The following is a 26,745-nucleotide window of genomic DNA, read 5'->3' on the forward strand; positions in this document are numbered from 1 at the left end:
TCTTAAAAACGTGTTAAGACACAATAAACTTTCTGATGAGGCGTTGCAGGGCCATTTTATCCGTTTTTAGTTTTAAAGTGGCCGGCGGGATACCCGGACAAATGGTCATTTCTTATAAATAACGTTATTGACCTGTACACGATATGGTCCGTTGTCTGGCAACTTTCCGCATCGTTTGTTTAAGTAGATAACGTACCTGCCAAAAGTATTTGACTATTAAAGCAATTCCTCCAACTAACAATCGACCATAAAAAAGCCGCCCCGGAATAACTCCCGGGGCGGCCAATTATAAAAATGTAAGGTCAGATATTACTTAGCAACAGTAAAGCGCTGAGTAGTCTTACCTGCTTCTGTAGTCATTACAACATTGTAAACACCGTTTGCCATGTTAGCAACTGGTATGTTGATAGAATGAGCACCAGTGTTCATCTGCTGAGCAGGAACGCTGAATACTACACGACCAACAGCGTCGTAAACTTCAACTGAAACGTTAGTTGCAGCAGTCAGATTGAAAGTAAGGTTAGTTTCAGATGTAGCAGGATTAGGGAATACTGATACTTCAGAAGCCTGTTCTGTAACATTGTTTACACCAACACCACCTGCACGAAGCGTAACGTCATCGATCCAGATATTGTTACCGTAGTTACTTGTTGCACGGAAACCAATTACAGAACCTGCTGGTACTGCACTGATGTCCTGAGCTTTGTGAACGTACTGAGCAGATGTAGGAGTGAAACCTGAAGTTGTAGTCAAAGCAGGAGTCAAAGCTGTACCTGCAGCAGACCACAATGAAGTCCAAGAAGAACCGCAGTTAGTAGAGTAAACTACTTCCAGCTGATCGTTTGAAGTTGCATCGTACTGTGCATAAGCTACCCAGAACTCGATAGTAGATGTAGATGCAGTAGCAACTTCAGGCAAAGTCAACACTTCAGACTCACCGCTTGCAAAGTTGTAACAATCGAACTTTTCTGCGATAGTACTGTTGTGACCCAAACCTGCAGTGTTAGTGTAAGCATTCCATGTTTTCTGGTTATTGTTGTTATCTGTGTACCAGAACTTACCAAGGTCAGTAGACTGGAAGCTTGTGTTGTAAGGCAAAGCCAATGCGTTAGTGCTTTCTGTGAAGTAAGCAGCACCCATTGTGTTGTTACCGCCATTCTGATCAGCACCACCGTTTACGTTAGCAACTGAGTCATAAAATGAATGGTAGAATGCACCTGTAACTGTAGGAGTTGTAGATGGCATAGTAACTGTTGTAGAAGCACCCGGAGCCAAAGTACCAGTCCATGGAGTTGACAAGAAAGCACCTGCACCATCAACCTGATAGTAGATAGTAGCTGAAGTGATCGGGTTGCTACCTGCGTTCTTCAATACTACTGAATGAGCTGCAGTGTAAGGGCCATTAGCCACACATACAAAACCTGGAGCATTTACAGTAGTAATTGCAGCATCGTTAGGCACACCTGGAAGCGGAGTTCCCTTAGCAGCCTGAGCGATAACCTTGTCACCGTCGTTCTGGATCCAAACCACCATGTAAGGAGCCTTATCTTTTTCAACAAAAGAAGGAACCGCACCGGTGATAGTGTAAGTCTGAGTCATACCAACTGTCCATGTTGCAGGTACTGAAGTACCCAAAGCTGATGGATACATAGCACGAACTACATTTTCGAAATCTGACTCACCATTGGTTCCCGGAGGTGAAGGAAAATTGCAAGTCTGGATCAAAGCTGTTCTAAGATATACAGCAGTACCAGTGTAAGCAGTAACGCAAGTAACGTTAACTGTTGTTACGATTGAATCGTAAGTAGCGTTCCATGCGTTAGTAACAGTCATGTTGAACGGAGATGCAACAGCATATTCCGCGTCGATGTCTGCCTGAGTGAAATAACCAGGGTGGCCAGGGCTAGATGCTGTAGCATTTGGCACATGACCATCGTAGCGGCCATATGGCGCGAATGGTACAGAATAATAGCTGATACGTGTATCAGACATAGCCTGAGTCTGCATGTAGAACCAACCTGAAGAAGGTATAGGACTCATGTAAGAAATGTGGATGATCTTATTTGCGTTTGCCGCAAGATCACACAATGCCCAGAAAGTTGGGTTAGTAGATGCACATGGAGGACAATTTTCTCCTGTAAACTCTTCGTGAAGAGTCATGCGCTGCTGTGCCGATGCCGGCAACGACAATGCGGCTACTGCAAGCCCTGTAAGTAAAAGATTTTTCATTTTTGCTTTATTTAAAATTATTGGTAAATATTTTTAGCATCCCGAAGTTATGAGTTTTTCATATTCCAAATTACTTTTTTGTTAAAATGCACATATTTTTTTTAATCTTTTTTTGATTTTTAATAAAATTTAGTTTATTAGTCAATCAGTTAAGTAGACTATTTTATGCCATATCAGCTCTTTTAGGGCATGAATGCGGTGTTTTTTCTCCTTATAAAGAATAAGTGTACATTTGTAGCACATTAAACAATGTTTCGGGGTGCCTTTATAAGGCTGAGATCACACCCGTTGAACCTGGACCGGGTAATGCCGGTTAGGAAAAACGCTTGAAAAAGTGAGTATACGTTAATTTGTGGCCACATCTTAATTATAGCATCACTCCATTCTGATCTTATCTATTGCATGGCATCCCATCAACTTTCACAAAAAAGTCAAAGCCATGCTCAAAAAATTACTTTTGCTTTCTGTAGTGTCTTTTGCGGCACTCACCAAAGCCAATGCACAGTCTGTCTCGCCCGACAAAGACGATGACGACGATTCTACCACTACCATAGCACCTGATACCACCAGGAAATTGAAAGAACTGCAACCCATAGAGGTGCGCGCAGTAAGGGCTACGCAGGATGCGCCTTTTGCCAAGACCGATATTAAGAAGGCAGACATTGCTAAGCAGAACCTGGGCCAGGACCTGCCTATGCTATTGCAGTTCACGCCATCAGCCGTAACAACATCTGATGCAGGCGCGGGTGTTGGTTATACGGGTATCCGTATAAGAGGTACAGATCCTACCCGTATCAACGTTACTTTTAATGGCATGCCCGTTAATGACCCTGAAGAGCAGGGAACGTATTTTGTTGACATCCCCGATATCGCATCTTCCACCAGCTCTATACAGATACAGCGTGGTGTGGGCACCTCTACCAATGGTGCCGGCGCTTTCGGCGGAACGATAAGTATCAGCAACCTGCAGCAGATGGATACAGCAGGTATCATGTACAGCAGCAGTTTCGGATCGTTCAACACCTTTAAGAATACATTTGTAGCAGGCACAGGAATGCTGAAGGGTGGTTTCCAGTTCGATGTACGTTTGTCTAAAATATCAAGCGATGGATATATCCAGCGTTCGGCATCCGATCTTAAGTCTATGCAGTTTACCGCAGGCTGGACTCCCAATGCCAAAACATCTTTCCACTTCCTGTTCATGCCCGGCACTGAGAAAACAGGACAGGCATGGAATGGTGTACCGCAGGATTCACTGAAGACCAACCGTACCTATAATGAGTTAGGCCCTCGCAGCGATGGTTCTTTCTACAACAACCAGACAGATAATTACCTGCAGAACTACTACCAGCTATTTGCCGATCATCAATTCTCTTCTTCGCTTACCGCACATGCGGGCCTGTTCCTTACACGTGGCAAGGGCTATTATGAAGAGTATAAAGCGGGTGAATATTATGCTGACTATGGCAGACCTGCTATGCTGAGAGATACCATGCAGACTGACCTTATCAGACGCCTATGGTTAGATAATTACTACTATGGTGGCGTATTCTCTCTGCAATATGTAAAGAACAAAACGCAGCTGGCATTGGGTGGCGGCTGGAGCCAGTTTGACAACCTTGCTTATGGCACCGTAATATGGGCAGCTAATGGCGGTTTCTCAGACAACTACAAGTGGTACCAGACCGATGCGCAGAAGAATGACCTGAATATCTACGCTAAAGCGCAGCATACCATTGGCAAACTCACCCTGTTTGGCGACATGCAATACCGCAACGTTGCTTACTTTATGAATGGCTTCCGCAAGAACCCTGATCTGAGACGTTCGGTGAACTATGATTTCTATAATCCTAAAGCAGGTATCAGCTACCTCATAAAGAATGAGTACAGTGTGCGTATGCGTGCATATGCATCAGGAGCTATAGGTAATCGTGAGCCGGGCAGAAGCGCGTTTGAAGCAGATGCGCAGCACCTGCCGAAACCGGAACGTTTGTATGATGGCGAAGCAGGCTATGAAGTAAGCGGGCAGAAATATAGTGCGGCGGCCAACCTGTACTACATGAACTACAAGGATCAGCTGATACTTACCGGCCAGATCAATGATGTAGGTGCTTACACGCCAACCAATGTTGCGGAAAGCTACCGTGCCGGTATAGAACTGATGGCAGGCTATGATGTAACCAACTGGCTGCGACTTCATGGCAATCTTACGTTATCAAGAAACAAGATCAGCAAGTTTACCGAGTATGTAGACAACTATGATAGCACCGCGCAGAGCGCAGTACAGCATAGCAATACAGACATTGCTTTCTCACCCAATGTTGTTGGCGCAATAACCGCATCATTTAGCCCGATACACAACAACAAGCATAACCTGGGCATAGACATCACAGGCAAATATGTAGGTAAGCAATATCTCGATAACAGCAGTAATGAATACCGCCGGATTGATGACTACAACTATTTCAATGTACTGATCCGCTATTCTGTAAAGACACGCTTCTGCAAAGAGATAACGGCATCATTGGCGCTCAACAATATATTCGGCAACCTGTATGTCAACAATGGCTACACATTCAGCTATATATATGGCGGCACATCAACCACACAAAACTATTATTACCCTCAGGCAGGGTTCAATGTATTGGGTGGATTGACCTTTAAGTTCTAACCCTCTTTTTTTATCAGTGTTTAGTATGGCCCTTCGGTTTCCCGGAGGGCTTTTTTTGTATGCCCCGCTCTGTCCACGTCCCATGGAGGTGCAGTTCAGCAAACACGGCGGTCAAAGGCCGCCCACTGTGTGGGGCCTAGTTAAGAAGATGTACAGCGCAAGGGCGGTTATCCTTATTTGTGCGGGTGTTTATATCGACTATACTTCCATTTCAGAAGACGACACCTTATAGGGCTAATCTTCGTTGGTATAGAAAGTAACAAAAAGCCATCCTGCGTGTAACAATTACCAGGTTTCAATGTTTTACATAGTGCATTATGTTGCACTATTGACGATGGCATTTTCCGGATAGAGTCCAAGCAATTGCAAACAGTTTTAGCCTCTATACATTTTGGATTGCGGGAGCAGGGACTGGTGTACGCTTTTAGTGAATATACGCCTCCGCGCATTGTTGCAATTGAATACTTGGCCCCATCAACTATACTATATCGCCGCCCCGAAGAATCGTGATACCAAAGCCATATAGAATCATCAGAAGGCATACTGTTCAATATTTCATAGACCCACAGGATTTGAGCTGTTTCTAATTGATGCAAAGTACTATCGCTTTTGACTAAACGATAGTTTTTATGTCTTCGTTTACTTTCATCTGAGCATGAGTAGTAATACTGAATTCGTTTCCCTTTATAGTACTTGTTATCACTTGTAGCAATGTCAATGACATCGCCGGTTAAATAAATCCTTAAATGAAAAGTATCTGTTGATGCTCATATATCGGCAAGCTGCAACATAGAATCTATTTTAGACAGCTCTTGTTGCGAATACTTATCCTGAGTATAGGATATGGACGCTATACAACACAATAGCAAGGCGACTATGATTTTGAAGGCTATTGACATATATAATGAAGACGTTGAAAATACTCATTTTCTTTGGTTATTCTTCTAACGAGAGTTCAGGTAGGCACAACTCAGCAAAACATGGCGGTCGGAGACCGCCAGCCGTGTGGGGCGTAGTTAAGAAAACTACGCCCAGCATGTGTAATTGATATTACACTTTAGAACAACCAAATTGGCGCACTCCAAAACATTTTAAAGGGCACCGCGTTGTGTGGATCATCAAGCTCTGTAAGAAATGTAATTGTACTACCAGACCCGCACTGAACCACACTGTCAATCTTTGTTATCCTCGGACCTGGCTTAACCCATTGAAACCCTATTCTACATTTTATATGTATACTGTTCCATTCCTGCCTCGCAATGTACAATTTATAAGCATGGACTTCGCTTGGCGCCAACGGGAACGCTTCGTAGCTATTTTTCCTCGTAAGCGGCTTCGGTCTGATCCATAAATTATCATTATCAGTAGTAAATCTGAAAGAAGGGTCTCCCCACCAATTCATAAACTCTATCGTATCTTTCGAGACATTCTTTAAAGTGACCTTTACTGCCATGTACCACTTATCGTCCATCGATATAAATGCGCTGTCCTGCTGCCATCCTATTTCCTCAACGGTGAGTTCTAAGGAATCTGTAAGGTTGGATAGTGTGGCATGTGTGACGGATGGAGACGAAGGTTTGCAGGATGGCAGCAGAACCGTGTAAGTCATCAATGCAAGAAAAATTGCTACAACTGTTTTCATAGTGTTTTAAAAGTAACGATTATTTCTTTTACTCCTGACTACTCAGATCTATTGTTGACGCAAAAACGCCCCCAACCAAATGGTCAGAGGCGTTTACTAAAATATTATCTGTAACTAATTAGTTCTTGTTATTGCTACGTGGCTGGATCTTTGCTTTATCGGCCTGCAACTGCTGCATTTCGGTAAGCTTCTGCTGCCACTTAGATTGTGTAGCAGGCTTGGCACGGTTGGCCTTTATCTGCTCATGTATCTGCTTCTCGTTGATGAAATACTTCTGTATCACAAACTGCTGAGTGATACTGAGGATATTAGAGAACGTGTAGTAGAATGTCAACGCTGCTGCCATCTTGTTAAACACGCCCATCAGTATGATAGGGAAGATATACGGCATGTACTTCATCATAGGATTGTTAGGATCCTGCGGTGTCATGTTACGGTTGTACACAGCAAGGAACAAACTTGAGGCAGTCATCAGCAAACAGAACAAGCTGATGTGGTCTCCATAGAATGGTATGGTAAAACCGAAGTTGAAGATACTATCGTATGTACTCAGGTCATCGGCCCACAAGAAACTCTTTTGTCTGAACTCGATGAACGATGGGAACATATAATACATAGACAACAGTACCGGCAACTGGAACAACATTGGCAGGCAACCACCGAGCGGGTTCACACCTGCCTCGCGATAGAGCTTCATTTGCTCCACACTCATCTTCTGCTGATCATCACCGATCTTGGTACGCAGCTCATCCAGCTCCGGCTTCAGTACGCGCATCTTAGCAGATGACAGGTAACTCTTGTAAGTAAAGAACGAAAGTACCAGCCTGATAAAGATTGTCATCAACACAATGATGATGGCATAGTTGCTGGTAAAGCTCGACAGGAAGTAGAAAATAGGAATGAACACATATCCATTCACGTATTTGGCAAATGATGTAACACCCGAACCGAGTGGCACCATTTCCTGCATACCCATTTTATAAGATTTCAGTGTATTGTAGTCGTTAGGACCTATGTACCACCTCAATGCCGCAGTCTGCTGTTGGTTAGCACCAGGCTTCAGCGGCAACATAAACTCAGCAATGTTTGAAGCAATGGCGATCGTATCCTTTTCCTTAGCCGGAGACTTAACGTCCATTTTGGTAAAGCCATCTTCAGAAATCAATACAGAGCTGAAGTATTGCTTACGTAAACCTACCCATGCTGTTGCAGCTTCGCTATGATGTGATTTCTGTTCACCTGTAGCTACAGTATAGTAGTCGTGATCTTCGTCTTTAAAGCGGTAGTACACCTGCGTGTTCATGCGCTCATTAGTAAGATCCTTTTCGGTGTGCAGTGCAACGGTGTTCCAGTTAAGTTTTACGCTCGGCGTAGGTATACCTGTCAGCACCACGTTACACTTCATCATGTATTCATCGGCAGGCAATGAGTAGATAAGATCTACCTTCTTACCACCACCCAGGTCCGCAGCAAAATCAATGGTCTTACTACCATCGGCTTCGGTGCGGGTTGTAGGTATAAAATACAATGACTCTGTAGCGCGGCCATTATCAATATTGGCAGGTAAGACTACATTAAATGTATTGCCATCACCGTTGAACAGGTACAAAGGTTTTTTGTGGTAGGTCTGGTATCCTTTCAGCTGTGCAGCTACCGGGAATGCGCCCTTAGTGCTGAATTCGATAGACACCTTTTTGTTTTCCAGTACTACTTTTTCTGCAGTACCGTTATAAGCCTGCGGCATTAATTTTCTGCGCGCTATTTCTAAAGAGTCATTCACAACAGGAGCCGCGGCTGTTGGCGCAGCAACACTATCCATCTTAAGGGGGTGCAGGCGTGCCTGCGCAACTGAGTCTGCGGTCTTCTTTGCTTCATACTTTTTTGTCTCGTACTGGTTATAGCTGATATAACCTATAAGTAAAAGAGCCAGTAGCGCGAAGCCGGTAATTTGATTACGATCCATGTAAAAACTTAAAATAAGTGTGCAAAGGTAGGCATTTTAATTAGCTAATGGATAGATTAAAAAATTAGCCGATTTGTTTGCCCACGCAAAGGTATGAGGTACATATGTGCTGCATATTATATTAAAAGGTGAGTGGCACTTTGGGGTCGGTGGATACAACCTGCCCGGCTGAAGCATCAATTTCGTTCCAGCCCCCAGATAGCCAGATCAACATAATATTTTTTAGGCGGGTAGTCGGTGCTGTCATAGCGTATAGTAATAATAGGCACCGATGTATCCCATGCATAGTCGTCGGTAATGGCTCTAAACCTATATGATCTTCCACCTACTGTCCAAAAGCGGTGCTGATCGCTTTCTTCTCCCATATATCCCCTCTGGGTAAGACAAGAGGTAAGTGCATCCTTGTATTTGCCATAAATGTCGAAAGCTGCTGCTCTATCTGCTGAAATGTACAACCTGCACAAAAAGTCTGTCCACAATCCCGCGCCAAATTCAATGATTGGCGTATCAGCGCCCGGTATCCTCAATTTACTCTGCCATAATACCTGATCAAATGCCGCTGAGATTTGCTTGCCGGAGATATTCTTGTATTTATTAGGCGCATCCCTCATTACGGCATTAACAGCATTACAAAAACCCGGCGATGGAATAAGGTCCGGCTTCGTTATTGCTGCTTCTTTGCGAGGTGCTTTTTTAATTGTCTGTGCTACGGCCTCATCTAAATGAGCCAAACCAAAAACGCCAATGATCATCAGTAAATAATACCTCATATTTGATAACCGGCTTGGTATATGAATAACGCTCACCATCATAGTTAGCTAATCAAAAAAGTATGGGCATAAAAAAAGAGACTGGTTGTGACAGTCTCTTTTAAAGATTCGCTAAAATCTAAATTATTTCTTAGCGGCTGCCTTTTTAACAGGACCAGCGTTCTTTTTAGCTGCAACTGGCTTAGCCGGTGCTGCTGCTTTTTTTGCAGGCGCTGCTTTCTTAGCAGGTGCCGCTTTCTTTGCAGGAGCTGCCTTCTTAGCAGGTGCTGCTTTTTTCGCAGGTGCTGCTTTTTTAGCAGGAGCTGCCTTCTTTGCAGGAGCCGCTTTTTTAGCAGGCGCTGCTTTCTTTGCCGGTGCCGCTTTTGGAGCTGCTTTCTTAGCAGGAGCTGCCGCTTTCTTAGCCGGTGCTGCTGCTGCTTTCTTTGCAGGTGCTGCTTTTTTCGCAGGTGCTGCCTTCTTTGCTGTTGCCATAACTTGTGAATTTAAGGGTTAAACAAAAACCTTTATATGGCAAAATCGCGTTGGGGGTTAGGCCTCAGCGACTTCGGATAATTCTCTTACTGATACTGATGTTTTGTTGCGGGTCTTGCGAAACTCAACGATACCATCGGTCAATGCGAATATAGTAAAATCTTTACCTAATCCTACATTCAATCCAGGATGATATTCTGTACCCCTCTGGCGGATAATGATGTTACCAGAGATCGCTGGCTGTCCGCCAAATATTTTAACTCCTAATCTTTTACTGTGTGAATCGCGTCCGTTCCTTACACTACCTTCACCTTTTTTATGTGCCATTTCTTGTACTTACTTTATTTGTTAATTAAAATTGAGGGATTAAGCAATTTCATTTATTTTGATCTTAGTCAAAGCCTGGCGATGGCCATTCTTCTTCATATATCCTTTACGACGCTTCTTCTTAAACACTATCACCTTGTCACCCTGCAGGTGATCAATGATCTCAGCTGTTACTTTTGCAGTTTTTGAAAAAGTTATATTTCCATCGGCACTTGCCATCAGAACATCAGAAAACTCAACCTTGTCTCCTGCGTTACCCGCGAGGCGGTGTACAAACAATTCGTCATTCTGCTTTACCTTAAATTGCTGACCCGCTATAGTTACTATTACAAACATGATAAACCTAAAATATTTTTGCAAAGGTAATACACATTTTTATTTCAAACAATAAAATTTGTTAAATTCCCTGTTTTTTCTGTATGTTTTGTCGTATTGCCTCCAAATAACTTTGCATCAGCACTCTTACCCTATGTCAAAAAACTTTTATCACTACTATCACTGAACCCCTTTATCGGGTATACTTCAGCCCTTATTTTAATCATGCTTTCTTACCACTAAATTAATAATAACTTTGACACATAATACACCTGGTGAATGAAAATTAAATCTTTTCTTGCAAGACCTTATGCCTCTATCGTTCATTCGCGTGTGCGTAAGAGCATGCTTACCGCAGTAGCAGACCAGGAGCGCATACTGCAATACCTGCTAAAAACCGCTGCAGGCACAGTGTTTGGCAAGGAACATAACTTTGAGCAGGTAAAGAATTATGTAGATTTTAAGAGCGCTGTACCCATCCGCGACTACGAAGCTTTCATACCTTACATAGACCAGATAAAAAGTGGCGGGCTGAATATTTTGTGGAAAGGCAAGCCCATTTATTTTGCTAAAACAAGCGGCACCACCAGTGGTGCCAAGTACATACCTATCAGTAAAGAGTCTATTCACTTTCACATAAACGGCGCACGCAATGCGCTGCTCTGCTACATGGCAGAGACCGGCAACACTTCATTTGCCGATGGCAAGATGATCTTCCTTTCAGGTTCGCCCGAAATGGAGCGTGTGGGCGGCATACCAACAGGCAGGCTTAGTGGCATTGTTAATCACTTTGTACCCCGCTACCTGCGCAGCAACCAGATGCCCACCTTCGAAACCAATTGCATAGAAGACTGGGAGACCAAGCTGGACAAGATAGTGAACGAAACCATGACGGAGAATATGACGCTGATAAGTGGTATACCACCATGGATGCAGATGTACTTCGACTGGCTGAGTGAGCGCAATGAAGGAAAGAAGATCAAAGAGCTGTTTCCGCAGCTACAGGTAATTGTACATGGAGGTGTAAACTTTGAACCATACAAAGCCAGGCTGCTGGATAGCCTGGGCGGACATGTGGATATGATAGAGACCTTCCCCGCATCAGAAGGGTTCTTCGCATTTCAGGATGTGCCGGGCAAGGAAGGCTTACTGCTAAACACCGATGCTGGTATGTTCTTCGAGTTTATTCCTGCTAACGAGATCGGCAATGAGAACCCGACCCGCCTATCGCTGGGCGAAGTAAAGGTGGGCGAGAACTATGCACTGATAGTGACCAGCAATGCAGGCCTGTGGGCATATAACATTGGCGATACCGTCCGCTTCATAAGTACCGACCCTTACAGGCTGGTGGTTACAGGCCGTGTAAAACATTTTATATCTGCATTCGGAGAGCATGTAATAGGCGAGGAAGTAGAGCATGCTATTATGCAGGCCGCTAACCAGTTTAGCGTGCACATAACGGAGTTTACCATTGCCCCTATGATACAGGTAGCTGAGGGCAAGCCTTATCACGAGTGGTTTGTAGAATTTGAACAGGCACCCGCCGACCTGGAGAGCTTTGCTATGGCAGTGAATGACAACCTGCGCCAGAAGAACATCTACTACGACGATCTTATCAATGGCAACATACTGCAAACACTGAAGATCCGCCCAATGAAGAAGAATGCCTTTATAGACTACATGCGCTCTATAGGCAAGCTGGGTGGCCAGAACAAAGTACCTCGCCTGGGCAATGATCGCAAGCTGGCAGATGCGCTGCAGGAATGGGTGATGTAAGGATTGTTAAATAAACTAGATTAATTAAATTTGTAGAAACAGTGGGATATGGAAGAAGTAATTTTTTTAGTAGAAGAAAGTGACGAGGGAGGCTATATAGCCAAAGGGATGGGCGTTGCAATTGTAACCGAAGCGGAGACAATAGAAGAATTAAGAGCTGCAGTAAAAGATGCTGTTCATTGCCATTACGAGGATGAAATTGCTCAGCCAAGGATGATACGACTTCACTTTGTTAAAGATGAAGTATTTGCCGCATGAAAATACCTCGAGATCTTAGTGGACGAGATTTGATTCAACGACTGAAGCTATTAGGCTATCAAATAACCCGTCAATCAGGCAGCCACATAAGACTAACAACGAACTCTAACGGGTAGCATCATATTACTATCCCTAATCACGACCCACTAAAAATTGGCACTCTATCAGCTATTCTAGCGATGGTAGCTGAGCACTTCAATATCTCAAGAGAAGAATTAACAAGGCAATTATTTGCCTGATACAAACAACCGCCTCTTGTAGATATTAACTGCATCCCTTACTGACACCATATAAATGCCCGTAACAAGACCTGCATTGATATACATCAGCTGACCGTCAATGCTAGATTCTTTATAAACCTCCCTCCCCATCATATCAGTAACAACTATTGTCACCTGCTCACTTTTTAGTGAGCTGAGATCTATCTTAAACCTACCATCCGCAGAAGGGTTAGGATATACATTGATGCCTTTTCCCGGCTCTACATTCTCTACACCCACGGGGGTGTGTAAATATCTTATGCGGTTATTGCCGTTATCGGACACTATGATATTACCATTGCTGTTGATGGCAATGCCATAAATGTTTTTAAACTGCGCTGCTACAGCGCTGCCACCGTCTCCGGAAAACCCTGCTACTCCAGTTCCGGCCACAGTGGTTATAACACCCGCTGGCGTAACCTTACGCACTCGCTGGTTCCAGGCATCGGCAATGAAGAGGTCGCCGGTGCTGTTTACGGCTACGCCAATAGGCTCAAACAAGTGTGCCGCAGTGGCCGCTATGCTGTCGCCATTGTAACTGGCTGTGCCGGTGCCTGCCACTGTTTTAATAATCCCCGTAGGACTTATCCTGCGTATACGCTCATTGTCTACATCGGCTACAAACACATTGCCCATACCATCTATAGCTATAGAATACGGACCTGCCAGTCGGGCATTGGTAGCGGGGCCATTGTCGCCAAAAAAGCCTGCTACACCTGTTCCTGCGATAGTAGAGATGATGCCCAAATGATTTACTTTTCGCACCCGGTTATAGCCCTGGTCGGCTATATAAATATTCCCTATTGCATCGACAGCTACCCCGCGTGGAGAGATAACAGACGCATCTGTTGCCGGTATACCATCTCCGTTAAATACAGTAGATCCATTGCCTGCAACTGTGGTTATGACACCTGTTATGCTGATCCTTCGTACGCGATTATTAGCACGGTCCGTTACATACACATTGCCTCCCGCATCTACCGCTACACCGTTAGGATCATTAATCTGCGCATCAGTAGCGGGCGCATTATCGCCGCTAAAACCGGGCAGGCCAGTGCCGCCTATTGTTGTTATAATACCTGCTGTATTTATTTTTCTTACCCGGTGGTTTGCCCTGTCGGCAAAATATACATTACCAAGCGCATCTACGGCAACACCATAAGGGCCGTTCATAGAGGCCGCTGTAGCAGGGTTGTTATCTCCGCCAAAGCCAACGGTGCCATCTCCGGCCATGGTATTTATATGCTGCGCCCGCAGGCCGGCCGAAATCAATAATAGAAAAAAGGACAAGAATGCTTTCATCGCCTGAATAGGTAAGGTGATTAAATAGTGTGTGTTTAGAAAAGGAAAATTAAACAACATTTTTCATATTAAAAAATAACAAACATGGATTGTATCCAGTAGTTAATCGTGCAGTAACTAATTCTACACACTTTTGCGTATAATTGTAACAAACACCACCCTTGCATCAGTACGCCGAAATATTGCGCAAACAGGTATTTGCTTTTCATCCTATAGATGAAGATGCATGGCATGATCTTATGCAGCCATGGACGGAGGTAACTGTAAAGAGGAAGCAGCCGCTGACCATGATGGGCGAAAAGGAAAAGTATCTCTACCTGGTACTTGATGGTGTGCAACGTGCATTCTATGCGCATCATAGTAAAGAGGTGACCATTGTGTTTTCTTACCCTCATTCCTTCTCGGGTATAGTAGACAGCTTCTTATTACAATCTCCTTCTCTTTACCAATTGGAGTCCATTACAGACAGCAGGTTATTGCGCATCAGCTACCACGATTTTTCTGCACTAATTGCAAAACACCGCAGCATAGAAACGTGGGTGCGCATAGCCGTAACACAGGTACTCTCGGCCACTCTGCAAAGAGAAATAGAGCTGATCGCTTTTACGGCTGAAGAGAAATTTAAAGCTCTGCTTCAACGCAGCCCGCAAGTACTGAACCTCATACCACATAAATACCTGGCATCCTATATTGGCGTAGACCCTACCAATTTCAGCAAGTTGCTGAGTAGTGTGCGATTGTAGCACCATGCTAAGTACAAAAAATTTACGCACCTTATTTAACCAAAAATCAACTCTTCAAATACATGCATTCAGAACTACCTTATTTTGGCCTGATAGATACCAACGAGTTAGAGGACCGTTATTCACTACAAGTAAAGGTAAAAGATCAGACAGTGGACCTCGATATCAACTTCAAACAAAAAAGCATTGAACAATCCAGAATTGCTTGTTTAAACGACTTTCTCAAAAATATTGAAGCGGTAATAGCGGACTCATGGAGTGCTATAAAGCATGATTTTACTAATGGCAGTGAAGTAAGAGAGTTTCTGAATTTTCATTTGGAGGAGCTTGACGACCAAACACTAACGGCCTTGCTAAGTAAAGCGGACAAACTTCTAACGATGGAAGAGCAATTATTATCTGTTACGAAAATAAACAGAATAGGATTTTATCCTGACAGTAAGACCTCCTTCGCAATCGTTGATTTTAATCTTGATTTTAGAATATCTCAGTATGTTTTGGTTGTAATATTGAATGACAATAAAACACTCAATCATATAACCATGGAAAGCTAAAGCTGCCGCTATGGAATCCATCACCGAGTAATCTTGGTATTTACCAACAATCATCTTTATCAACGCAGGTACTTTTGTCAAAAAAAAGGAACATGCCTACATTTAAAAGCATAGAGCTACTCGACAATCTGGAAAAGACAGTTGCACAAACGATTAAGAATGCAACGTGGTTGCAATCGATAAACTCTGATGCGTTAAGTAAATCACCGGCTGCAGGTAAATGGAGCGTGATGCAGGTGCTCTATCACTTAAACAGCTACAACAACTATTACCTGCAGCATATAGAACGAGCAATAAAAGCGGGTATAAACGCACCTTACTCTGCATCATTTAAAGCAGGTGTGATCGGCAACTACTTTACAAAAACAATGTTGCCCGGCAATGATGGTGCGGTACACAATATGATGAAAGCCCCAAAAGATCATACACCTGATTCCACTTATAATAACGTGGAAGCCATCAATGAGTTCATAGCGGGGCAACAAAAACTACTGGAATTGCTAAAGGAAGCAAGAAACGTGAACATGACCCGGTTGAAAGTGCCCATCAGCATCAGTAAACTCATCAAAATAAGATTAGGCGATACGTTCAGATTCCTGGTGGCGCACCAGCAGCGCCACTTTGTGCAGATAAGCAATACGCTGAAGGCCAATGGAGTGATCGCTGAACTGTGATCTACTGCAGCCGCTCCACTATAGCTTCCGATAGCCGCTCTTCCAGCACCTCTATATCCTCTTCATATTCATCGGGCCACATCTGGAATTCAAATGCCATTTCCAGCCGGTTGAATTTCATAGGTAGTGGTTTTGATGGTCGCCTGCCGGGCGATACCGCTTCGGGTGCTATCACTATCACTTCATAGTATATCTCCCCGTCATTGGTCTTCTCTTCGCAGTGGCATACCCATATGCCACTCTCCAACATAATCTTCAGGCTATACTTATACGTTTCTTCTATCATGGTTTTAATTGATTATTCTTCGTGTTTATGAGCCTTGTGTCTTACCGGGTAGTTGAACAGCAAAGAGCTGAGTACCGGCAAAAGGAATATGGCCACTGTAAAGATAGACACGAACATATCGGTTCGTTCACTATCGAGTATTTTGTTTGCAGACGAAGAGGGGTAAAAATGAGTAAATAGCGACGCCAGTAACTTTATACCCAATACACCTATCACCACAAATGCGATGGTTTCCAGAAACTGAAATTGCTCCATGAGCTTTACAAAGCCCTGTGCCACAAATCTCATTGCCAGTATGCCGATGAACACACCTGTATAAATAAGGAACAGATGATCGGTAAAAGCTACCGCTGCAAATACATTATCAATAGAGAACGCCAGGTCCATTACCTCTACCAGTGCTACTGTAGCCCAGAAAGGGCCTAAAGCACCTACAGTATAGCGATATAGTTTACTTCTCTCTTTGTCAACTACTTCTTCATGTTCTTCAGGTAGGTGTCTAAACTTCTTCCTAAAAAAATCGAAAGCCAGATAGCACAGATACAATCCGCCAAGCGGCTTTAAGAACCAAACCTTTACCAGCCACGATGCCACGAACAGGCAGATACCCCTGAAAACGTAAGCGCCAATAATTCCGTATTTCAGCGCCTTACGGCGTTGATCTTTGGGCAGGTCCAGTACCATGGTGGCCAGCACCGCGGCATTATCTACAGATAACAGGCTTTCTATAACTATCAGGTTCAGAATGATCAAAAGCCCCGCTTTTATATCATCTCCCAATAGCGTATGTAATATGTCCATTGGTGCAAAGGTTATAAATTTTATGTGTTAACAGCACCCCATTTTCCTTACTGCTCTTCCGAACAACTCAACCCAGTTAACTGTCAAAGAGTTATCGCGTGTACCTGGCAACTTCCAATTTTAAAAACGAACCCTGGTTAGCATCCGAATAGTTCATTAGCGTTGTTGCCATCTTCCTCAGAGCGCTAATTTCTAATTCTACCGGTGCCGAAATGGTTATTGTTTTAAAGGTCACATTTGATACGCCTTTCGGGCTAAAGTCCGACTCCTCTTCAATTGTATATTTTTTACGAACTTGCTTTTTGAATTGATCCCTGCTGTCCGTATTGTTGAACGACCAACTGGTTACTATTCTCCGGTCATTCACCGTATCGGCACCGTGCTGGCTGAGCAATTTTTTTATGTTACCAAAGCCCTCGTAGTAGGCATACCGATTGTTGAAGTCGGCCTCAAGTGTAAACATCATGAAAGTAGGCGCAGTAATCGAGGTGAGATATATCCCGCCATCATTTTTAGGATAGACTGCAGCAATGGCGTCTCTTATTCCTGTTGTATCTTTTACAAACACATATAGTCTTGGCAGGTCATGTACCCAGTAGATACCCTGTTCTTTGCTGGCTGGTTTTTTTCTTAATAATGGCCGCAAGCTATCATTGATAACCGATAGCACATGCCCAACTGAAGAACTATCAAAGAGATATACCGGCCCGGCGCAAACAACAAATGGAAAACCGGAAGAAAACATCGCTATCTCGAGTTCACGTTTGCTCTCCAACAGTGTTTTATGGTTTCCACCGTTGAGTATATTAGTTACACTACCAGGCAGCACTTTAATGGTGAGCGAATTAGACAACACCTTACTGCCATTGTTGAGTGAAATAGTGGCCGGCTCAATAATTAAGCTCCCAGTATCTAACGGCTTCAGCACATAGAACATCATCAACGCCTTCTTTTCGATTTGCTTGCCGTTTTTTGTTGTGCGTTGCGTTGATTGTGCACTTCTCGGGCCATCAACAATTTCAAAATTGGAGAAATGTGCTGGCTCGAAATTGTTTACGCTATCACCCTCACAGTAATAGGTCACATCTATCTGGTCATCAAGCCCCATTTTAGTGTACTTGACACTTGCGGTAAAGGTGATCAGCTGCTGGGCAACAGCAAGGTTGGTTAAAAGGATACAAATGAGTATAAGCCGCAAAGCACGCATCAGCAAGACAAATTTTATACTGCAAAGATATAACTCAGGTTGCCAATATACGCTCCAACTCGTCAAGCAAATCCAACTGCCCGGTATTAATTTTCGGCTTCGCGGTTTCCAGATAAAGCCACAACAGCGGAAAGTCTTTGAACATTAAATACATCGACATGTCAGTAAATTAATGTCAAAATTGCCCCACTTGCACTATGGCCTTTAATTGCTAGCTCAGCAATTCGTTGGTTTTAAATTGTATCACAAATTGTGTCCCCCTGTTTACCTGGCTCGATACTGATATTGTTCCACCAAGCGCCTCTACCTGTGTCTTCACCATAAACAGCCCTACACCCTTACCCTCTACATGCGTGTGAAAGCGTTTATACAATCCAAATACCTGATCTCCTTTCCGCCCCATGTCTATACCCATTCCATTGTCTCTGAAAATGATCTCCAGCTTATCGTTGGTCCTTCTTGTCTGTATCTCTATTACCGGAGGTATATTGGGTTGCTGGTATTTTATGCTGTTGGAAATAAGGTTAAAGAAGACACTGTAGAGATACCCCTTTACGGTAAATATTTCGTTCACCGCAGAAAAGTTGTAGGTGATGGTCACTTTCCCCTCCTTTATCAGGTTTGCATTGCTCAACTTGATGTCCGATAGGATCTCTGAAAAGTTGATCAGCTCCCGCTTAGCTACTCCTTCATTCTTTAACTTCAGTACCTCGTTAAGATCCCGTATTACATCATCCAGCTTTTCTATAGCCACCGATAGGCCTGCTATCAATTCTTTTTCATCATTATTAAAATGGCCTTCCGCCTGCAGCACATTGGCTATGCCCTTTATGTTAGCTATTGGCGACCTGAGGTTGTGCGACACTATATAGGAAAACTGCTCCAGGTTGTTCTTTCGCTGTACTACATCATCAATTATCTTTATCCGCTCAGTTTCCATTTGCTTCATATCACTCATGCTGCTCTGCAGACTGTCCGTCATATCATTAAATGAGTTGGCCAGTAAGCCTATCTCATCACCCGAAAATACCTTGGCGCGGGTAGAAAAGTCGCCCTCTGCAATTTTCTTAGATGACCTGATGATCTCTTTCAAACCCGTAGTTATTCCTCTGCTCACAAATATAGTAACCGACAATCCTGTGATTTCTACTGTCAATACCAACCCAAATAATAACCTGAGGATCAGATCGGTAAGCCACCGCGATCCATCCCCAAGCGTGTAAGAAAATTCGTCTTCTATAGTTGTAAGCCCGGCATTGACAATATCTATCTGTTTGAGAATACTGCTTATCTTATCCTTAGATGGGTGGGCCGACATTATCTCTGCATGCAGCTCATCTGCCAGTGATTGTATCACAGATATCTGCTCGTCCCCTTTGGTCCACACTGAGGTAGCCTTTGCTATGTAAGAAATGTTGTGAAACCTTCTTAATAATTGAATCGCTCCATCAATATCTTCGGGGTGCAGCCTGCCTTCCAGAAATCCCCGCCAGGCTACATCCATATCAGGGTTCACCTTCATCAGCTCCATCCTCGCCTTGCGGTCGCCCAGGTTTACCTTCAGGAAATTTTGATACGCAATGAAATCATTTTCATCGAAGCTGGTGCCATACTTCTGCAGGTTGTAGACCGCATCCTTTTGAGCTTTAGACCAAAGGCCTTCCGCAGCTACCAATGCCCTTACCGACGATAGCGTGTTAATTGCAAACAACATGGTCATTAGCTCAATAGCTATAAGCAAGGCCATGATGCCAACGGTAAAATATAACTTCTTCGAGATCGAGACATTTCTCAACCACGATCCTATTCTTGTCTTCTTCATTAAGCCGGTTAGTCGCTCCTGGCTTTATGGTGATCAGCCTGCCATTCCGCGTTTTAGGTAACCTAAGTTATGTCTTTACCCACATTTACAGTATAAAAAATGGTCATTCGATAGTTAATAAATGGCAATGAGAATGATTGAAAAATAAGAAAAATAACATCGATATAAATATCACTATATAAAGTGTTTATTATGGATGCTTTATGACCAACTTAAAAACAAAACAAAAAAGTGAGGTAAGTACATAATTGCACTATAAGGGCTAATGGTAATAATGACAACCCAAAAAATCATGGTATTTACCAAGTTTAGTTTATCCTAGCTACATCACTTTTGCATTATAAAAAACGAACAAAATGAACAAACAAAAAGTAGTTACGATCGCGGCAAGGATATTCATGGGCTTATCAGCTTTCAGCCTGTTGTATGTAAGCGTTATGGCGTTATGCAGCCCGCAGGCAGTAATGGATCTGGTGCAGGTAAAACTGAGTAATGCCGATGCATTCAGTTCCATAAGAGGCATATACGGCGGCGTGGGGTTGACGATAACAGTAAGTGTTGTCTATATGTTGGTAAAAGACGTTCAGAAGGGACTGGTATTCCTCTGCATGCTCTGGGGTTTTTATGCGCTGTCTCGCATTATCACCATCTATACAGAGGGCAGCCTGGGTGCATTTGGTACTCAATGCTTGAAAATGGAATCTTTCTTCTTTGTTATTTCGGTGGCGTTACTGGTGATGTATAAACCGAAAAGCAGATTCGCTGATAGCATAAGTTCACCTCAATAGATAATTTGTTACAAATACGGGTGTTTCCGTTACATTGATCTGCACTTTACCTCTGGCTGTTTTTACCTTTGTCAGCTTCATTTCTTTACCCGGCATGGGTTGATAGATATATGCAGTGTCTGTTTTACCAAGGTCTAATTGGTAGTTGGCTGTTCTGCCTTTACCGTCGGGTACTACAAGCATGTACATCGTTTCGGCAACGAGTGTGTACTTGTCAACAATGGGATCCTGGCTAATAGTCTCTTTGTAGGTGTATGCGCCAAAGAACCGGTGGACCTGTGCCATAAAATCGGCAGCGGGCCTGTTGGTTCTGTTGTCATTGATAAGACCCGATGTGCCGTACTTAATTGTACTCTTAGCATCATCATCGTAAAGCTCATAATAGAACACCCGATCTACTTTACAACGGGCATACAGTAAGGACGTGCGCAGTGTCCAGTCGGCCTGAGTAAGCTGTATACTCTTATCCTTAGTGGCAACAGCTCTTTGCACGCTTTGCGGGTTAACATCGTAGCCAGCCTCAGTTACCCACACCGGCATACCGTTACAGACTACTTGCGCAAAAGTAACAAACTCATCTGCGGTTTTAGCTGTGATCGTTTGCTCGGGGGCTACACCAATATGCTGATCGTTGTTGGCGCCATTGGCATCGTTGGAATAGAAGTGGTAGTTGATCACATCCCAGGGCAGGTCGACAGAACCATCTGCTTTGTACCCCCGATATTGTTTGCACCAGTCTATCATGCCCTTTATATATCCGGTAGATGGATCGGCAAGCCCGCCCATAACCACCTTCATATTGGGGTCGGCATTTTTCACCCCGGCACCTGCGCCTAATGCACCTTTATGACCATCATAAAAAGCAGAAAGGTTAGCGGCATATTCGCGACCTGTCTGGTAGGCTGCACGGCCCTTCCACCACTTGTCGCGCTCGTTATCACACTCTATGTAATGTATCAATCCAAGACCGGCCTTTACCGTGTTGACCTTTTCGCCATTCCACCGTGGCTTGCTATCCACTTTCAGCAAACTCACATCTACCTTCTTATTGCCACCATACCGGGCTGCAAACTGAAAGGCCACCTTTGCCTGCTCTATGTATGATGCAGGTGCTGAAAGATCTTTGCCATAGCGCGCGGGTACATTCTCATAGTTTCGCTGCCCCTCGGGGTAAGTATCTTCCATCCACTTAGGTATGGTCTTAAGGCAAGCCAAAACTTCGATATGCTGATCGTTGCACCATTGGTACATGTCATCATAATTCCAGCCACCATCATGCACGGGGTTGTACGTATAGTTGCCCTCTGTTGCCTCCAGTTTTCCCCAGTCCAGGTAATGCCGTACACCGGTGAAATTCTTTATTGGGTCAAGCATCGATGCATCTGCTTTGTCGGGATCGGTCTTATTCTGGAAATTCCACTCAAAGGCATTGATGCCAAAATAATTATTAAGCGGTATAGGCTTGTCTATAAGTCCAACACCCACTTTATCGGGAGATGTGTATTTGCCATAAAACTCTATCTCACCCGGGAACTCGCCCCATGAATTAATGATGAGGTATCGCATACCGGAAACCGGCTTAGCCAAAGCGAATACACCTGGTTTAGCAGGATCAGGGCCCTCCCATGTGGCGGCACGCTCTCCTTTAAAAACTGCTATAGGCACTCTGGTCCAGTCGGGCATTACCGCATATATAGTAAGCGGGTGTGCCGCATCTATGCAGCGCCAGCAGTACATCATTATACTGTCTATGGTCATCTGTTCCCCATCTTGCAGCGGATACCATGCATCGTAGTGCTCGACCAGTTTATTATAGCCGGTATTGGGCTTTTGAAACTGGTTATTGTCGAAGAGCATTTCCAGGTTGCCGGTTGCATTGGTCTGCTGATACCATAGCTTACCATATATGGGTATCTTGCCCGGCATATGAAAGTTATGCGTGTCTTTTTGCGCACAGCCTGTCATACAGAACAGCAGCAGGGGAATGATAAATGAAGCGATCTTCATAGTGATAAAGATAATGATGGATTTTGTCGTTGCGGCTATTTGTCTGAATCAGAATGGTCAGAATTTTAGAATAAGGAGAATGACCTGGACTTTAAGACCAACTACTTGGTTTTATTGGGCTGTTGAAAAAAAGTGGAAGTTTTTCTTTATTTACGGAAGTTTTATTGTGTGTATTTTATCTGGAATGCTTTATGGATAATGGTTTGAAGGCATTTTAACAAACTTCCGAAAACTTCCACTTTCTTCCACTTTTCTTCCGGTTTCTTCCACTTTTCCTTCCACATTTTGTTCGGAGTGGTCTCGAAACTTGTTTACACATTCACGTTTGGTTGCAGGGCTGAAGATGTTCAGCCGCTACGATGGTTGTTTGCTTATTCATAGGGTTTATAATGTCAAAGATCGATCAGATTTTGGCCCGATCTGAGTGCAAATTAATGAGGTAAAATGAGGTAATAAAATAAAGATATTCACAAGAATGTGGACATCTATTATTAGTTACCGATGAGTCAACGACTTAGGTGGTGTTATTTGAAGTGAAAAATAATTTCAAAGATCTTACATACGGCGTAGCTATAACTATAATGAAAGTGTGTTGCATTTATTGACAAAATCATACTTTTAAAAAAATAGCACCAATGAACGTATTTATTGAAACCGAAAGGCTCATCATCAGGCCGCTACTGGCGACGGACTGCGAGGGTATGTTTGAGATGGACTCGGATCCGGAGGTGCATAGATACGTAGGCAATGAGCCGGTTAAAAATGTGGCGCGCATAAAGGAGGTGATAGGTATGGTAAGACAGCAGTACGAAGATTTCGGTATTGGCAGGTGGGCGGTAATAGAGAAGGCGACAAACGATTTTGCAGGCTGGACGGGCTTTAAATATATGACCGGCCCCATAAACAAGCACAGCAATTTTTACGATTTCGGCTATAGACTTGCCCGACGATTCTGGGGTATGGGCTATGCAACTGAGGCCGGTAAAGCCGCGCTCGACTATGGCATTCAAACCCTCAACTTTAAAGACATCTACGCCATGACCGATATAGACAATGCCGCATCAAGACGAGTGCTGGAAAAACTTGGCTTCAACCACATAGAAACCTTCAACTATGATGCTGAACCCAACTGGAGAACTGAAGGGCAACCGACTACGGGGTATAAGTGGGTGGGGAAATTTTAGTATAGAACATGTACACACTTTGACCGGCAGGTGCTTGTCTGTGCTTAAACTTTATACTTTCCTCTAGGATTTCTATTTGAATGGAAAATAGAGTGTATAAAAATTACTTTATCCTGTTTGTCAACTCTGTAAATGACGAGAAAAGGAAAGGTTTTTACAATTGCTTCTCTGAATCTTGTATTCCGTGACAATCCTTTATCAGGATCTGTTTCGATTTGCTCAATAACATTAATGACAGCCTCGCTAAAGCGATCGCCAAGTCCATACTGCCTTTCTTCATACCATGCCCATGACTCTTCGAGTTCTTTTCGTGACCTATCTGAAAAAACAACATTATAAATCATCTGGCATCTCGTTTAACCTGCAGTTTCTTTATTGATGCCTTTACTTCATCTAAAGAATGCCCCTTCACTTTTCCTTCTTTCCAGTTTTTGTAGTCCACGTCAAATTCTTTGACCAGATGCTTATCCTGCCACCATTCCAACTCAGAATTGATGTCGTTCTTAAACAGTACATACATAGCCTTTATCTTGTCGTCATCAGCTACAGAAATGTAATCGTTTAGTTTTGCTCGCATCGCCGCCGTTGTCATTGCCATTCTATTTATTCAAATTTACGAAAACACTACAAAATCGGCACCGCTTGCCTAACACCGCTCTCCGCTCCCACTCTCACTCTTCTCTTACCCTCCCCAACCCTCTCTATCCAGGCTCCTGTACTGTATAGCTTCTGCCAGGTGTTCCGGACGTATCTCTTCGCTCTCAGCAAGGTCGGCAATGGTGCGGCTTACCTTAAGTATGCGATCATAAGCGCGGGCACTGAGGTTCAGGCGGTCCATAGCGGTCTTGAGGAGATTAGCACCTACAGGGCTTATCTGGCATATCTCTTTCAGCAGTTTGCTACCCATTTGTGCATTGGCATATACTCCCGGATGTTCGGCAAATCGCTTGGCTTGTATCTCCCTGGCATTAATAACGCGGGTACGCACATCATTGCTCGGGTCCGATGTTTTTTGTGATGATAGTTCAGAGAAAGCAACGGGTGTTACTTCCACATGCAGGTCTATGCGATCTAATAGCGGTCCGCTGATCTTATTCAGGTAACGCTGCACCATTATGGGCGAGCAGGTACATTCTTTTTCGGGGTGATTAAAGTACCCACATGGACATACCTGCGTTGGGTACTTTCGGAGTGGAGTTAGTGCACAAGCTACCATCTAACAATATTGAAAACCCGCAAACGTTGGGTGAACATTTGAAAAAGAAACAATTTGAGCTAAAGATAAGTCAAAATGAAATGGCAAGGCGTATTGGTGTTGACCCTGAGAATATCATTAACTGGAACTTGCGAGGGAGAGAACCACATATTACTTTTTGTCCGAGAATAATCCAGTTTTTGGAATATAACCCATTTCCCGCTGACACGAGTACCTTAACCGGGAGGTTGAAAATGTATAGGATAGAGCATGGGTTATCACAGAGAGCATTTGCCGAATTGTCGGGATTGGATGAGAGTAGTATTTGTGTTTGGGAGAAAAACGAGAAACAGCCCGTCCCGAGCAAACGAAAAATATTAGAAAATATATTAAATCAAAAAGAGCCTTCATCCTGAAGGCTCTTTTAAAAATAATCACATATATTTATCTGCTCTTAAAAACAAATAATATTTTTTTCATTTCATTGAAATGAGAAAATATAAACCAATTTGTAAAAAATGAAACGAATACAAATAATAAGAAAATAACGTGCGAACTGATTTGACCTGCTAAATCATAAAAAATACCTATGTGACAATACTTCGCCAAAATTACAGTAAAAAACAATGCAATGAATGTATTGATAATAGTAAAAAAAAATATTAGAAATGGAAGAAAAATAATATCAATTATAAAATTTTTGTAATAACCAATCATTAACTGCAATAAAATATAACATAGTGATGATACTCCAACAAAAATCCCATAATTTAAAAGTGTAGTATAAGCTTTTGGATATTGAGAATACAATAACCGAGAGTATGTATCTTGATAGAATGAATATGTAAGAAATAAAACAAAAATCGAAAAGAAAATAGCGACGCTGTGATTTTCAAAAAGTGATTTTAATTTTTTTCGCCCGATTTTTGCATATATTAAAACAAAAAATATGTCATATAATAAAATGCCGAATATCCCTCCTGTTGCAGCACATAATGGAATTGTAATTGGCTTCAATGATTCCATTTCTTGCCCATATAGCCCACCAAGGGTAGCAAAAAAGCCGCTAACAAAAATTTTAATTAGTTCTTTCGACATAAAATCCTGTTTTAAGGTAACCATTACATTACTGTCAGCATTTCAATGAACTTATTTATCCTGTGTTCTCTCCGATACATAAAAGAAAGTAGAGCACAAATAATAATGCAAAGGTACTAACATTATCTATTGACCGTTTACTCTCACAAATAATCTTGTTTTATTAAAATCTGATGACAACTAACTAAATCTTTTCAAAGGAATGCACAAGCTAATCCATGATGGCTGCGCCGCTACCGCTCTACAGCCAGCCGCCCGCTGGTAAAATGGAATTCAGTCTTTCCGTTCGGCAAAAATCCCGCCAAACCTAAAACAATCACTTGCCCTGGAATGTATCTTTTAAAGGAACAGGGCAAGAAATTGTTTTTATTGAGCACATAAATACCCGCTATCGCTGGGAAT

Annotated in this window: 27 protein-coding genes and 1 riboswitch; of the genes, 10 read left to right on the forward strand and 17 right to left on the reverse strand. The window is 43.1% G+C overall.

The window, feature by feature from the left end; all coding sequences use genetic code 11:
• Positions 1 to 309: 309 nt before the first annotated feature.
• Positions 310 to 2,229: a T9SS type A sorting domain-containing protein gene (locus tag CJD36_RS09000; RefSeq protein ID WP_105038799.1), complete on the reverse strand. Its 1,920-nt coding sequence runs from the start codon at positions 2,227 to 2,229 to the stop codon at positions 310 to 312.
• A 245-nt stretch (positions 2,230 to 2,474) separates the two neighbouring features.
• Positions 2,475 to 2,566, forward strand: a riboswitch (TPP riboswitch).
• 102 nt (positions 2,567 to 2,668) lie between these two features.
• Here CJD36_RS09000 and CJD36_RS09005 point away from each other — a divergent pair.
• On the forward strand, positions 2,669 to 4,900 hold the full coding sequence (locus CJD36_RS09005; RefSeq protein WP_105038800.1) for a TonB-dependent receptor: 2,232 nt from the start codon (positions 2,669 to 2,671) through the stop codon (positions 4,898 to 4,900).
• A 1,057-nt stretch (positions 4,901 to 5,957) separates the two neighbouring features.
• Here the strand turns inward: CJD36_RS09005 and CJD36_RS09010 are convergent.
• The 6 genes from CJD36_RS09010 to rplU all read right to left on the reverse strand — a co-directional run bounded on the left by CJD36_RS09010 (position 5,958) and on the right by rplU (position 10,409).
• Positions 5,958 to 6,509 (reverse strand): hypothetical protein, encoded by a 552-nt coding sequence (locus tag CJD36_RS09010; RefSeq protein ID WP_133162564.1) that lies wholly within the window; start codon positions 6,507 to 6,509, stop codon positions 5,958 to 5,960.
• 151 nt (positions 6,510 to 6,660) lie between these two features.
• Positions 6,661 to 8,505 carry a membrane protein insertase YidC gene (gene yidC / locus CJD36_RS09015; RefSeq protein WP_105038802.1) on the reverse strand — a complete coding sequence of 615 codons (1,845 nt, stop codon included), beginning with the start codon at positions 8,503 to 8,505 and terminating at the stop codon, positions 6,661 to 6,663.
• A 176-nt stretch (positions 8,506 to 8,681) separates the two neighbouring features.
• Positions 8,682 to 9,275 carry a hypothetical protein gene (locus CJD36_RS09020; RefSeq protein WP_133162565.1) on the reverse strand — a complete coding sequence of 198 codons (594 nt, stop codon included), beginning with the start codon at positions 9,273 to 9,275 and terminating at the stop codon, positions 8,682 to 8,684.
• 123 nt (positions 9,276 to 9,398) lie between these two features.
• Positions 9,399 to 9,746 (reverse strand): hypothetical protein, encoded by a 348-nt coding sequence (locus tag CJD36_RS09025; protein WP_105038804.1) that lies wholly within the window; start codon positions 9,744 to 9,746, stop codon positions 9,399 to 9,401.
• A gap of 57 nt (positions 9,747 to 9,803) precedes the next feature.
• Complete coding sequence (gene rpmA / locus CJD36_RS09030) at positions 9,804 to 10,073, reverse strand: 50S ribosomal protein L27 (RefSeq protein ID WP_105038805.1); 270 nt, start codon at positions 10,071 to 10,073, stop codon at positions 9,804 to 9,806.
• 39 nt (positions 10,074 to 10,112) lie between these two features.
• Entirely contained in the window at positions 10,113 to 10,409 is a 297-nt protein-coding gene (rplU, locus tag CJD36_RS09035; protein WP_105038806.1) for a 50S ribosomal protein L21, read from the reverse strand.
• Positions 10,410 to 10,667: 258 nt separating this feature from the next.
• Here rplU and CJD36_RS09040 point away from each other — a divergent pair, with 258 nt between their 5' ends.
• From CJD36_RS09040 to CJD36_RS23955, 3 genes are read left to right on the forward strand one after another with little or no spacing between them, the layout of a single operon-like run.
• Positions 10,668 to 12,164: a GH3 auxin-responsive promoter family protein gene (locus CJD36_RS09040; RefSeq protein WP_105038807.1), complete on the forward strand. Its 1,497-nt coding sequence runs from the start codon at positions 10,668 to 10,670 to the stop codon at positions 12,162 to 12,164.
• Between the two features lie 48 nt (positions 12,165 to 12,212).
• Positions 12,213 to 12,422 carry a 2-oxoisovalerate dehydrogenase gene (locus CJD36_RS09045; RefSeq protein WP_105038808.1) on the forward strand — a complete coding sequence of 70 codons (210 nt, stop codon included), beginning with the start codon at positions 12,213 to 12,215 and terminating at the stop codon, positions 12,420 to 12,422.
• Positions 12,419 to 12,538, forward strand: a complete 120-nt coding sequence (locus CJD36_RS23955; RefSeq protein WP_205685578.1) for a type II toxin-antitoxin system HicA family toxin — start codon at positions 12,419 to 12,421, stop codon at positions 12,536 to 12,538. Before CJD36_RS09045 ends, CJD36_RS23955 begins: the two co-directional genes overlap by 4 nt.
• Positions 12,539 to 12,649: 111 nt before the next feature.
• On the opposite strand, the gene CJD36_RS09055 is transcribed toward CJD36_RS23955, so the two are convergent.
• Positions 12,650 to 13,984 carry an NHL domain-containing protein gene (locus CJD36_RS09055; RefSeq protein ID WP_161499258.1) on the reverse strand — a complete coding sequence of 445 codons (1,335 nt, stop codon included), beginning with the start codon at positions 13,982 to 13,984 and terminating at the stop codon, positions 12,650 to 12,652.
• Positions 13,985 to 14,145: 161 nt separating this feature from the next.
• Between CJD36_RS09055 and CJD36_RS09060 the strand changes: the two genes are divergently transcribed.
• The 3 genes from CJD36_RS09060 to CJD36_RS09070 all read left to right on the forward strand — a co-directional run bounded on the left by CJD36_RS09060 (position 14,146) and on the right by CJD36_RS09070 (position 15,955).
• Positions 14,146 to 14,727: a Crp/Fnr family transcriptional regulator gene (locus tag CJD36_RS09060; protein ID WP_205685579.1), complete on the forward strand. Its 582-nt coding sequence runs from the start codon at positions 14,146 to 14,148 to the stop codon at positions 14,725 to 14,727.
• 62 nt (positions 14,728 to 14,789) lie between these two features.
• On the forward strand, positions 14,790 to 15,281 hold the full coding sequence (locus CJD36_RS09065) for a DUF2004 domain-containing protein (protein WP_105038810.1): 492 nt from the start codon (positions 14,790 to 14,792) through the stop codon (positions 15,279 to 15,281).
• A 92-nt stretch (positions 15,282 to 15,373) separates the two neighbouring features.
• On the forward strand, positions 15,374 to 15,955 hold the full coding sequence (locus CJD36_RS09070; protein WP_105038811.1) for a DinB family protein: 582 nt from the start codon (positions 15,374 to 15,376) through the stop codon (positions 15,953 to 15,955).
• Position 15,956: 1 nt separating this feature from the next.
• Here CJD36_RS09070 and CJD36_RS09075 read toward each other — a convergent pair whose 3' ends face one another.
• The 4 genes from CJD36_RS09075 to CJD36_RS09090 all read right to left on the reverse strand — a co-directional run bounded on the left by CJD36_RS09075 (position 15,957) and on the right by CJD36_RS09090 (position 20,071).
• Positions 15,957 to 16,241: a hypothetical protein gene (locus CJD36_RS09075; protein ID WP_105038812.1), complete on the reverse strand. Its 285-nt coding sequence runs from the start codon at positions 16,239 to 16,241 to the stop codon at positions 15,957 to 15,959.
• Between the two features lie 12 nt (positions 16,242 to 16,253).
• On the reverse strand, positions 16,254 to 17,042 hold the full coding sequence (locus tag CJD36_RS09080; RefSeq protein ID WP_105038813.1) for a TerC family protein: 789 nt from the start codon (positions 17,040 to 17,042) through the stop codon (positions 16,254 to 16,256).
• 91 nt (positions 17,043 to 17,133) lie between these two features.
• Entirely contained in the window at positions 17,134 to 18,249 is a 1,116-nt protein-coding gene (locus CJD36_RS09085; RefSeq protein WP_105038814.1) for a BatD family protein, read from the reverse strand.
• 211 nt (positions 18,250 to 18,460) lie between these two features.
• Entirely contained in the window at positions 18,461 to 20,071 is a 1,611-nt protein-coding gene (locus CJD36_RS09090) for a sensor histidine kinase (protein WP_105038815.1), read from the reverse strand.
• A gap of 356 nt (positions 20,072 to 20,427) precedes the next feature.
• On the opposite strand from CJD36_RS09090, the gene CJD36_RS09095 reads away from it, so the two are divergent.
• The gene (locus CJD36_RS09095; protein ID WP_105038816.1) at positions 20,428 to 20,859 is read left to right on the forward strand and encodes a DUF4345 domain-containing protein; all 432 of its coding nucleotides are present in this window, start codon (positions 20,428 to 20,430) and stop codon (positions 20,857 to 20,859) included.
• Here CJD36_RS09095 and CJD36_RS09100 read toward each other — a convergent pair.
• Positions 20,848 to 22,866, reverse strand: a complete 2,019-nt coding sequence (locus CJD36_RS09100; protein WP_105038817.1) for a hypothetical protein — start codon at positions 22,864 to 22,866, stop codon at positions 20,848 to 20,850. The genes CJD36_RS09095 and CJD36_RS09100 overlap by 12 nt on opposite strands.
• Before the next feature lie 635 nt (positions 22,867 to 23,501).
• Here CJD36_RS09100 and CJD36_RS09110 point away from each other — a divergent pair.
• Positions 23,502 to 24,050 (forward strand): GNAT family N-acetyltransferase, encoded by a 549-nt coding sequence (locus CJD36_RS09110; protein WP_105038819.1) that lies wholly within the window; start codon positions 23,502 to 23,504, stop codon positions 24,048 to 24,050.
• Between the two features lie 44 nt (positions 24,051 to 24,094).
• Here CJD36_RS09110 and CJD36_RS09115 read toward each other — a convergent pair whose 3' ends face one another.
• From CJD36_RS09115 to CJD36_RS09125, 3 genes are all read right to left on the reverse strand, one after another.
• Positions 24,095 to 24,394: a type II toxin-antitoxin system RelE/ParE family toxin gene (locus CJD36_RS09115; protein ID WP_105038820.1), complete on the reverse strand. Its 300-nt coding sequence runs from the start codon at positions 24,392 to 24,394 to the stop codon at positions 24,095 to 24,097.
• Positions 24,391 to 24,642 (reverse strand): hypothetical protein, encoded by a 252-nt coding sequence (locus CJD36_RS09120; protein ID WP_133162566.1) that lies wholly within the window; start codon positions 24,640 to 24,642, stop codon positions 24,391 to 24,393. Before CJD36_RS09120 ends, CJD36_RS09115 begins: the two co-directional genes overlap by 4 nt.
• Before the next feature lie 90 nt (positions 24,643 to 24,732).
• On the reverse strand, positions 24,733 to 25,266 hold the full coding sequence (locus CJD36_RS09125; RefSeq protein WP_105038822.1) for a magnesium chelatase subunit ChlI family protein: 534 nt from the start codon (positions 25,264 to 25,266) through the stop codon (positions 24,733 to 24,735).
• 38 nt (positions 25,267 to 25,304) lie between these two features.
• Between CJD36_RS09125 and CJD36_RS09130 the strand changes: the two genes are divergently transcribed.
• Complete coding sequence (locus tag CJD36_RS09130; RefSeq protein WP_133162567.1) at positions 25,305 to 25,661, forward strand: helix-turn-helix domain-containing protein; 357 nt, start codon at positions 25,305 to 25,307, stop codon at positions 25,659 to 25,661.
• 28 nt (positions 25,662 to 25,689) lie between these two features.
• Here CJD36_RS09130 and CJD36_RS09135 read toward each other — a convergent pair whose 3' ends face one another.
• On the reverse strand, positions 25,690 to 26,343 hold the full coding sequence (locus CJD36_RS09135) for a hypothetical protein (RefSeq protein WP_133162568.1): 654 nt from the start codon (positions 26,341 to 26,343) through the stop codon (positions 25,690 to 25,692).
• Positions 26,344 to 26,745 lie beyond the last annotated feature (402 nt).

Source organism: Flavipsychrobacter stenotrophus, assembly GCF_002954265.1.
Classification (GTDB): Bacteria; Bacteroidota; Bacteroidia; order Chitinophagales; family Chitinophagaceae; genus Flavipsychrobacter; species Flavipsychrobacter stenotrophus.

Coding starts and splice junctions, on each gene's coding strand:
- CJD36_RS09000 (WP_105038799.1), bottom strand. CDS start 2,229: ATGAAAAATCTTTTACTTACAGGGCTTGCAGTAGCCGCATTGTCGTTG.
- CJD36_RS09005 (WP_105038800.1), top strand. CDS start 2,669: ATGCTCAAAAAATTACTTTTGCTTTCTGTAGTGTCTTTTGCGGCACTC.
- CJD36_RS09010 (WP_133162564.1), bottom strand. CDS start 6,509: ATGACTTACACGGTTCTGCTGCCATCCTGCAAACCTTCGTCTCCATCC.
- yidC (WP_105038802.1), bottom strand. CDS start 8,505: ATGGATCGTAATCAAATTACCGGCTTCGCGCTACTGGCTCTTTTACTT.
- CJD36_RS09020 (WP_133162565.1), bottom strand. CDS start 9,275: ATGAGGTATTATTTACTGATGATCATTGGCGTTTTTGGTTTGGCTCAT.
- CJD36_RS09025 (WP_105038804.1), bottom strand. CDS start 9,746: ATGGCAACAGCAAAGAAGGCAGCACCTGCGAAAAAAGCAGCACCTGCA.
- rpmA (WP_105038805.1), bottom strand. CDS start 10,073: ATGGCACATAAAAAAGGTGAAGGTAGTGTAAGGAACGGACGCGATTCA.
- rplU (WP_105038806.1), bottom strand. CDS start 10,409: ATGTTTGTAATAGTAACTATAGCGGGTCAGCAATTTAAGGTAAAGCAG.
- CJD36_RS09040 (WP_105038807.1), top strand. CDS start 10,668: ATGAAAATTAAATCTTTTCTTGCAAGACCTTATGCCTCTATCGTTCAT.
- CJD36_RS09045 (WP_105038808.1), top strand. CDS start 12,213: ATGGAAGAAGTAATTTTTTTAGTAGAAGAAAGTGACGAGGGAGGCTAT.
- CJD36_RS23955 (WP_205685578.1), top strand. CDS start 12,419: ATGAAAATACCTCGAGATCTTAGTGGACGAGATTTGATTCAACGACTG.
- CJD36_RS09055 (WP_161499258.1), bottom strand. CDS start 13,984: ATGAAAGCATTCTTGTCCTTTTTTCTATTATTGATTTCGGCCGGCCTG.
- CJD36_RS09065 (WP_105038810.1), top strand. CDS start 14,790: ATGCATTCAGAACTACCTTATTTTGGCCTGATAGATACCAACGAGTTA.
- CJD36_RS09070 (WP_105038811.1), top strand. CDS start 15,374: ATGCCTACATTTAAAAGCATAGAGCTACTCGACAATCTGGAAAAGACA.
- CJD36_RS09075 (WP_105038812.1), bottom strand. CDS start 16,241: ATGATAGAAGAAACGTATAAGTATAGCCTGAAGATTATGTTGGAGAGT.
- CJD36_RS09080 (WP_105038813.1), bottom strand. CDS start 17,042: ATGGACATATTACATACGCTATTGGGAGATGATATAAAAGCGGGGCTT.
- CJD36_RS09085 (WP_105038814.1), bottom strand. CDS start 18,249: ATGCGTGCTTTGCGGCTTATACTCATTTGTATCCTTTTAACCAACCTT.
- CJD36_RS09090 (WP_105038815.1), bottom strand. CDS start 20,071: ATGAAGAAGACAAGAATAGGATCGTGGTTGAGAAATGTCTCGATCTCG.
- CJD36_RS09095 (WP_105038816.1), top strand. CDS start 20,428: ATGAACAAACAAAAAGTAGTTACGATCGCGGCAAGGATATTCATGGGC.
- CJD36_RS09100 (WP_105038817.1), bottom strand. CDS start 22,866: ATGAAGATCGCTTCATTTATCATTCCCCTGCTGCTGTTCTGTATGACA.
- CJD36_RS09110 (WP_105038819.1), top strand. CDS start 23,502: ATGAACGTATTTATTGAAACCGAAAGGCTCATCATCAGGCCGCTACTG.
- CJD36_RS09115 (WP_105038820.1), bottom strand. CDS start 24,394: ATGATTTATAATGTTGTTTTTTCAGATAGGTCACGAAAAGAACTCGAA.
- CJD36_RS09120 (WP_133162566.1), bottom strand. CDS start 24,642: ATGACAACGGCGGCGATGCGAGCAAAACTAAACGATTACATTTCTGTA.
- CJD36_RS09125 (WP_105038822.1), bottom strand. CDS start 25,266: ATGGTAGCTTGTGCACTAACTCCACTCCGAAAGTACCCAACGCAGGTA.
- CJD36_RS09135 (WP_133162568.1), bottom strand. CDS start 26,343: ATGTCGAAAGAACTAATTAAAATTTTTGTTAGCGGCTTTTTTGCTACC.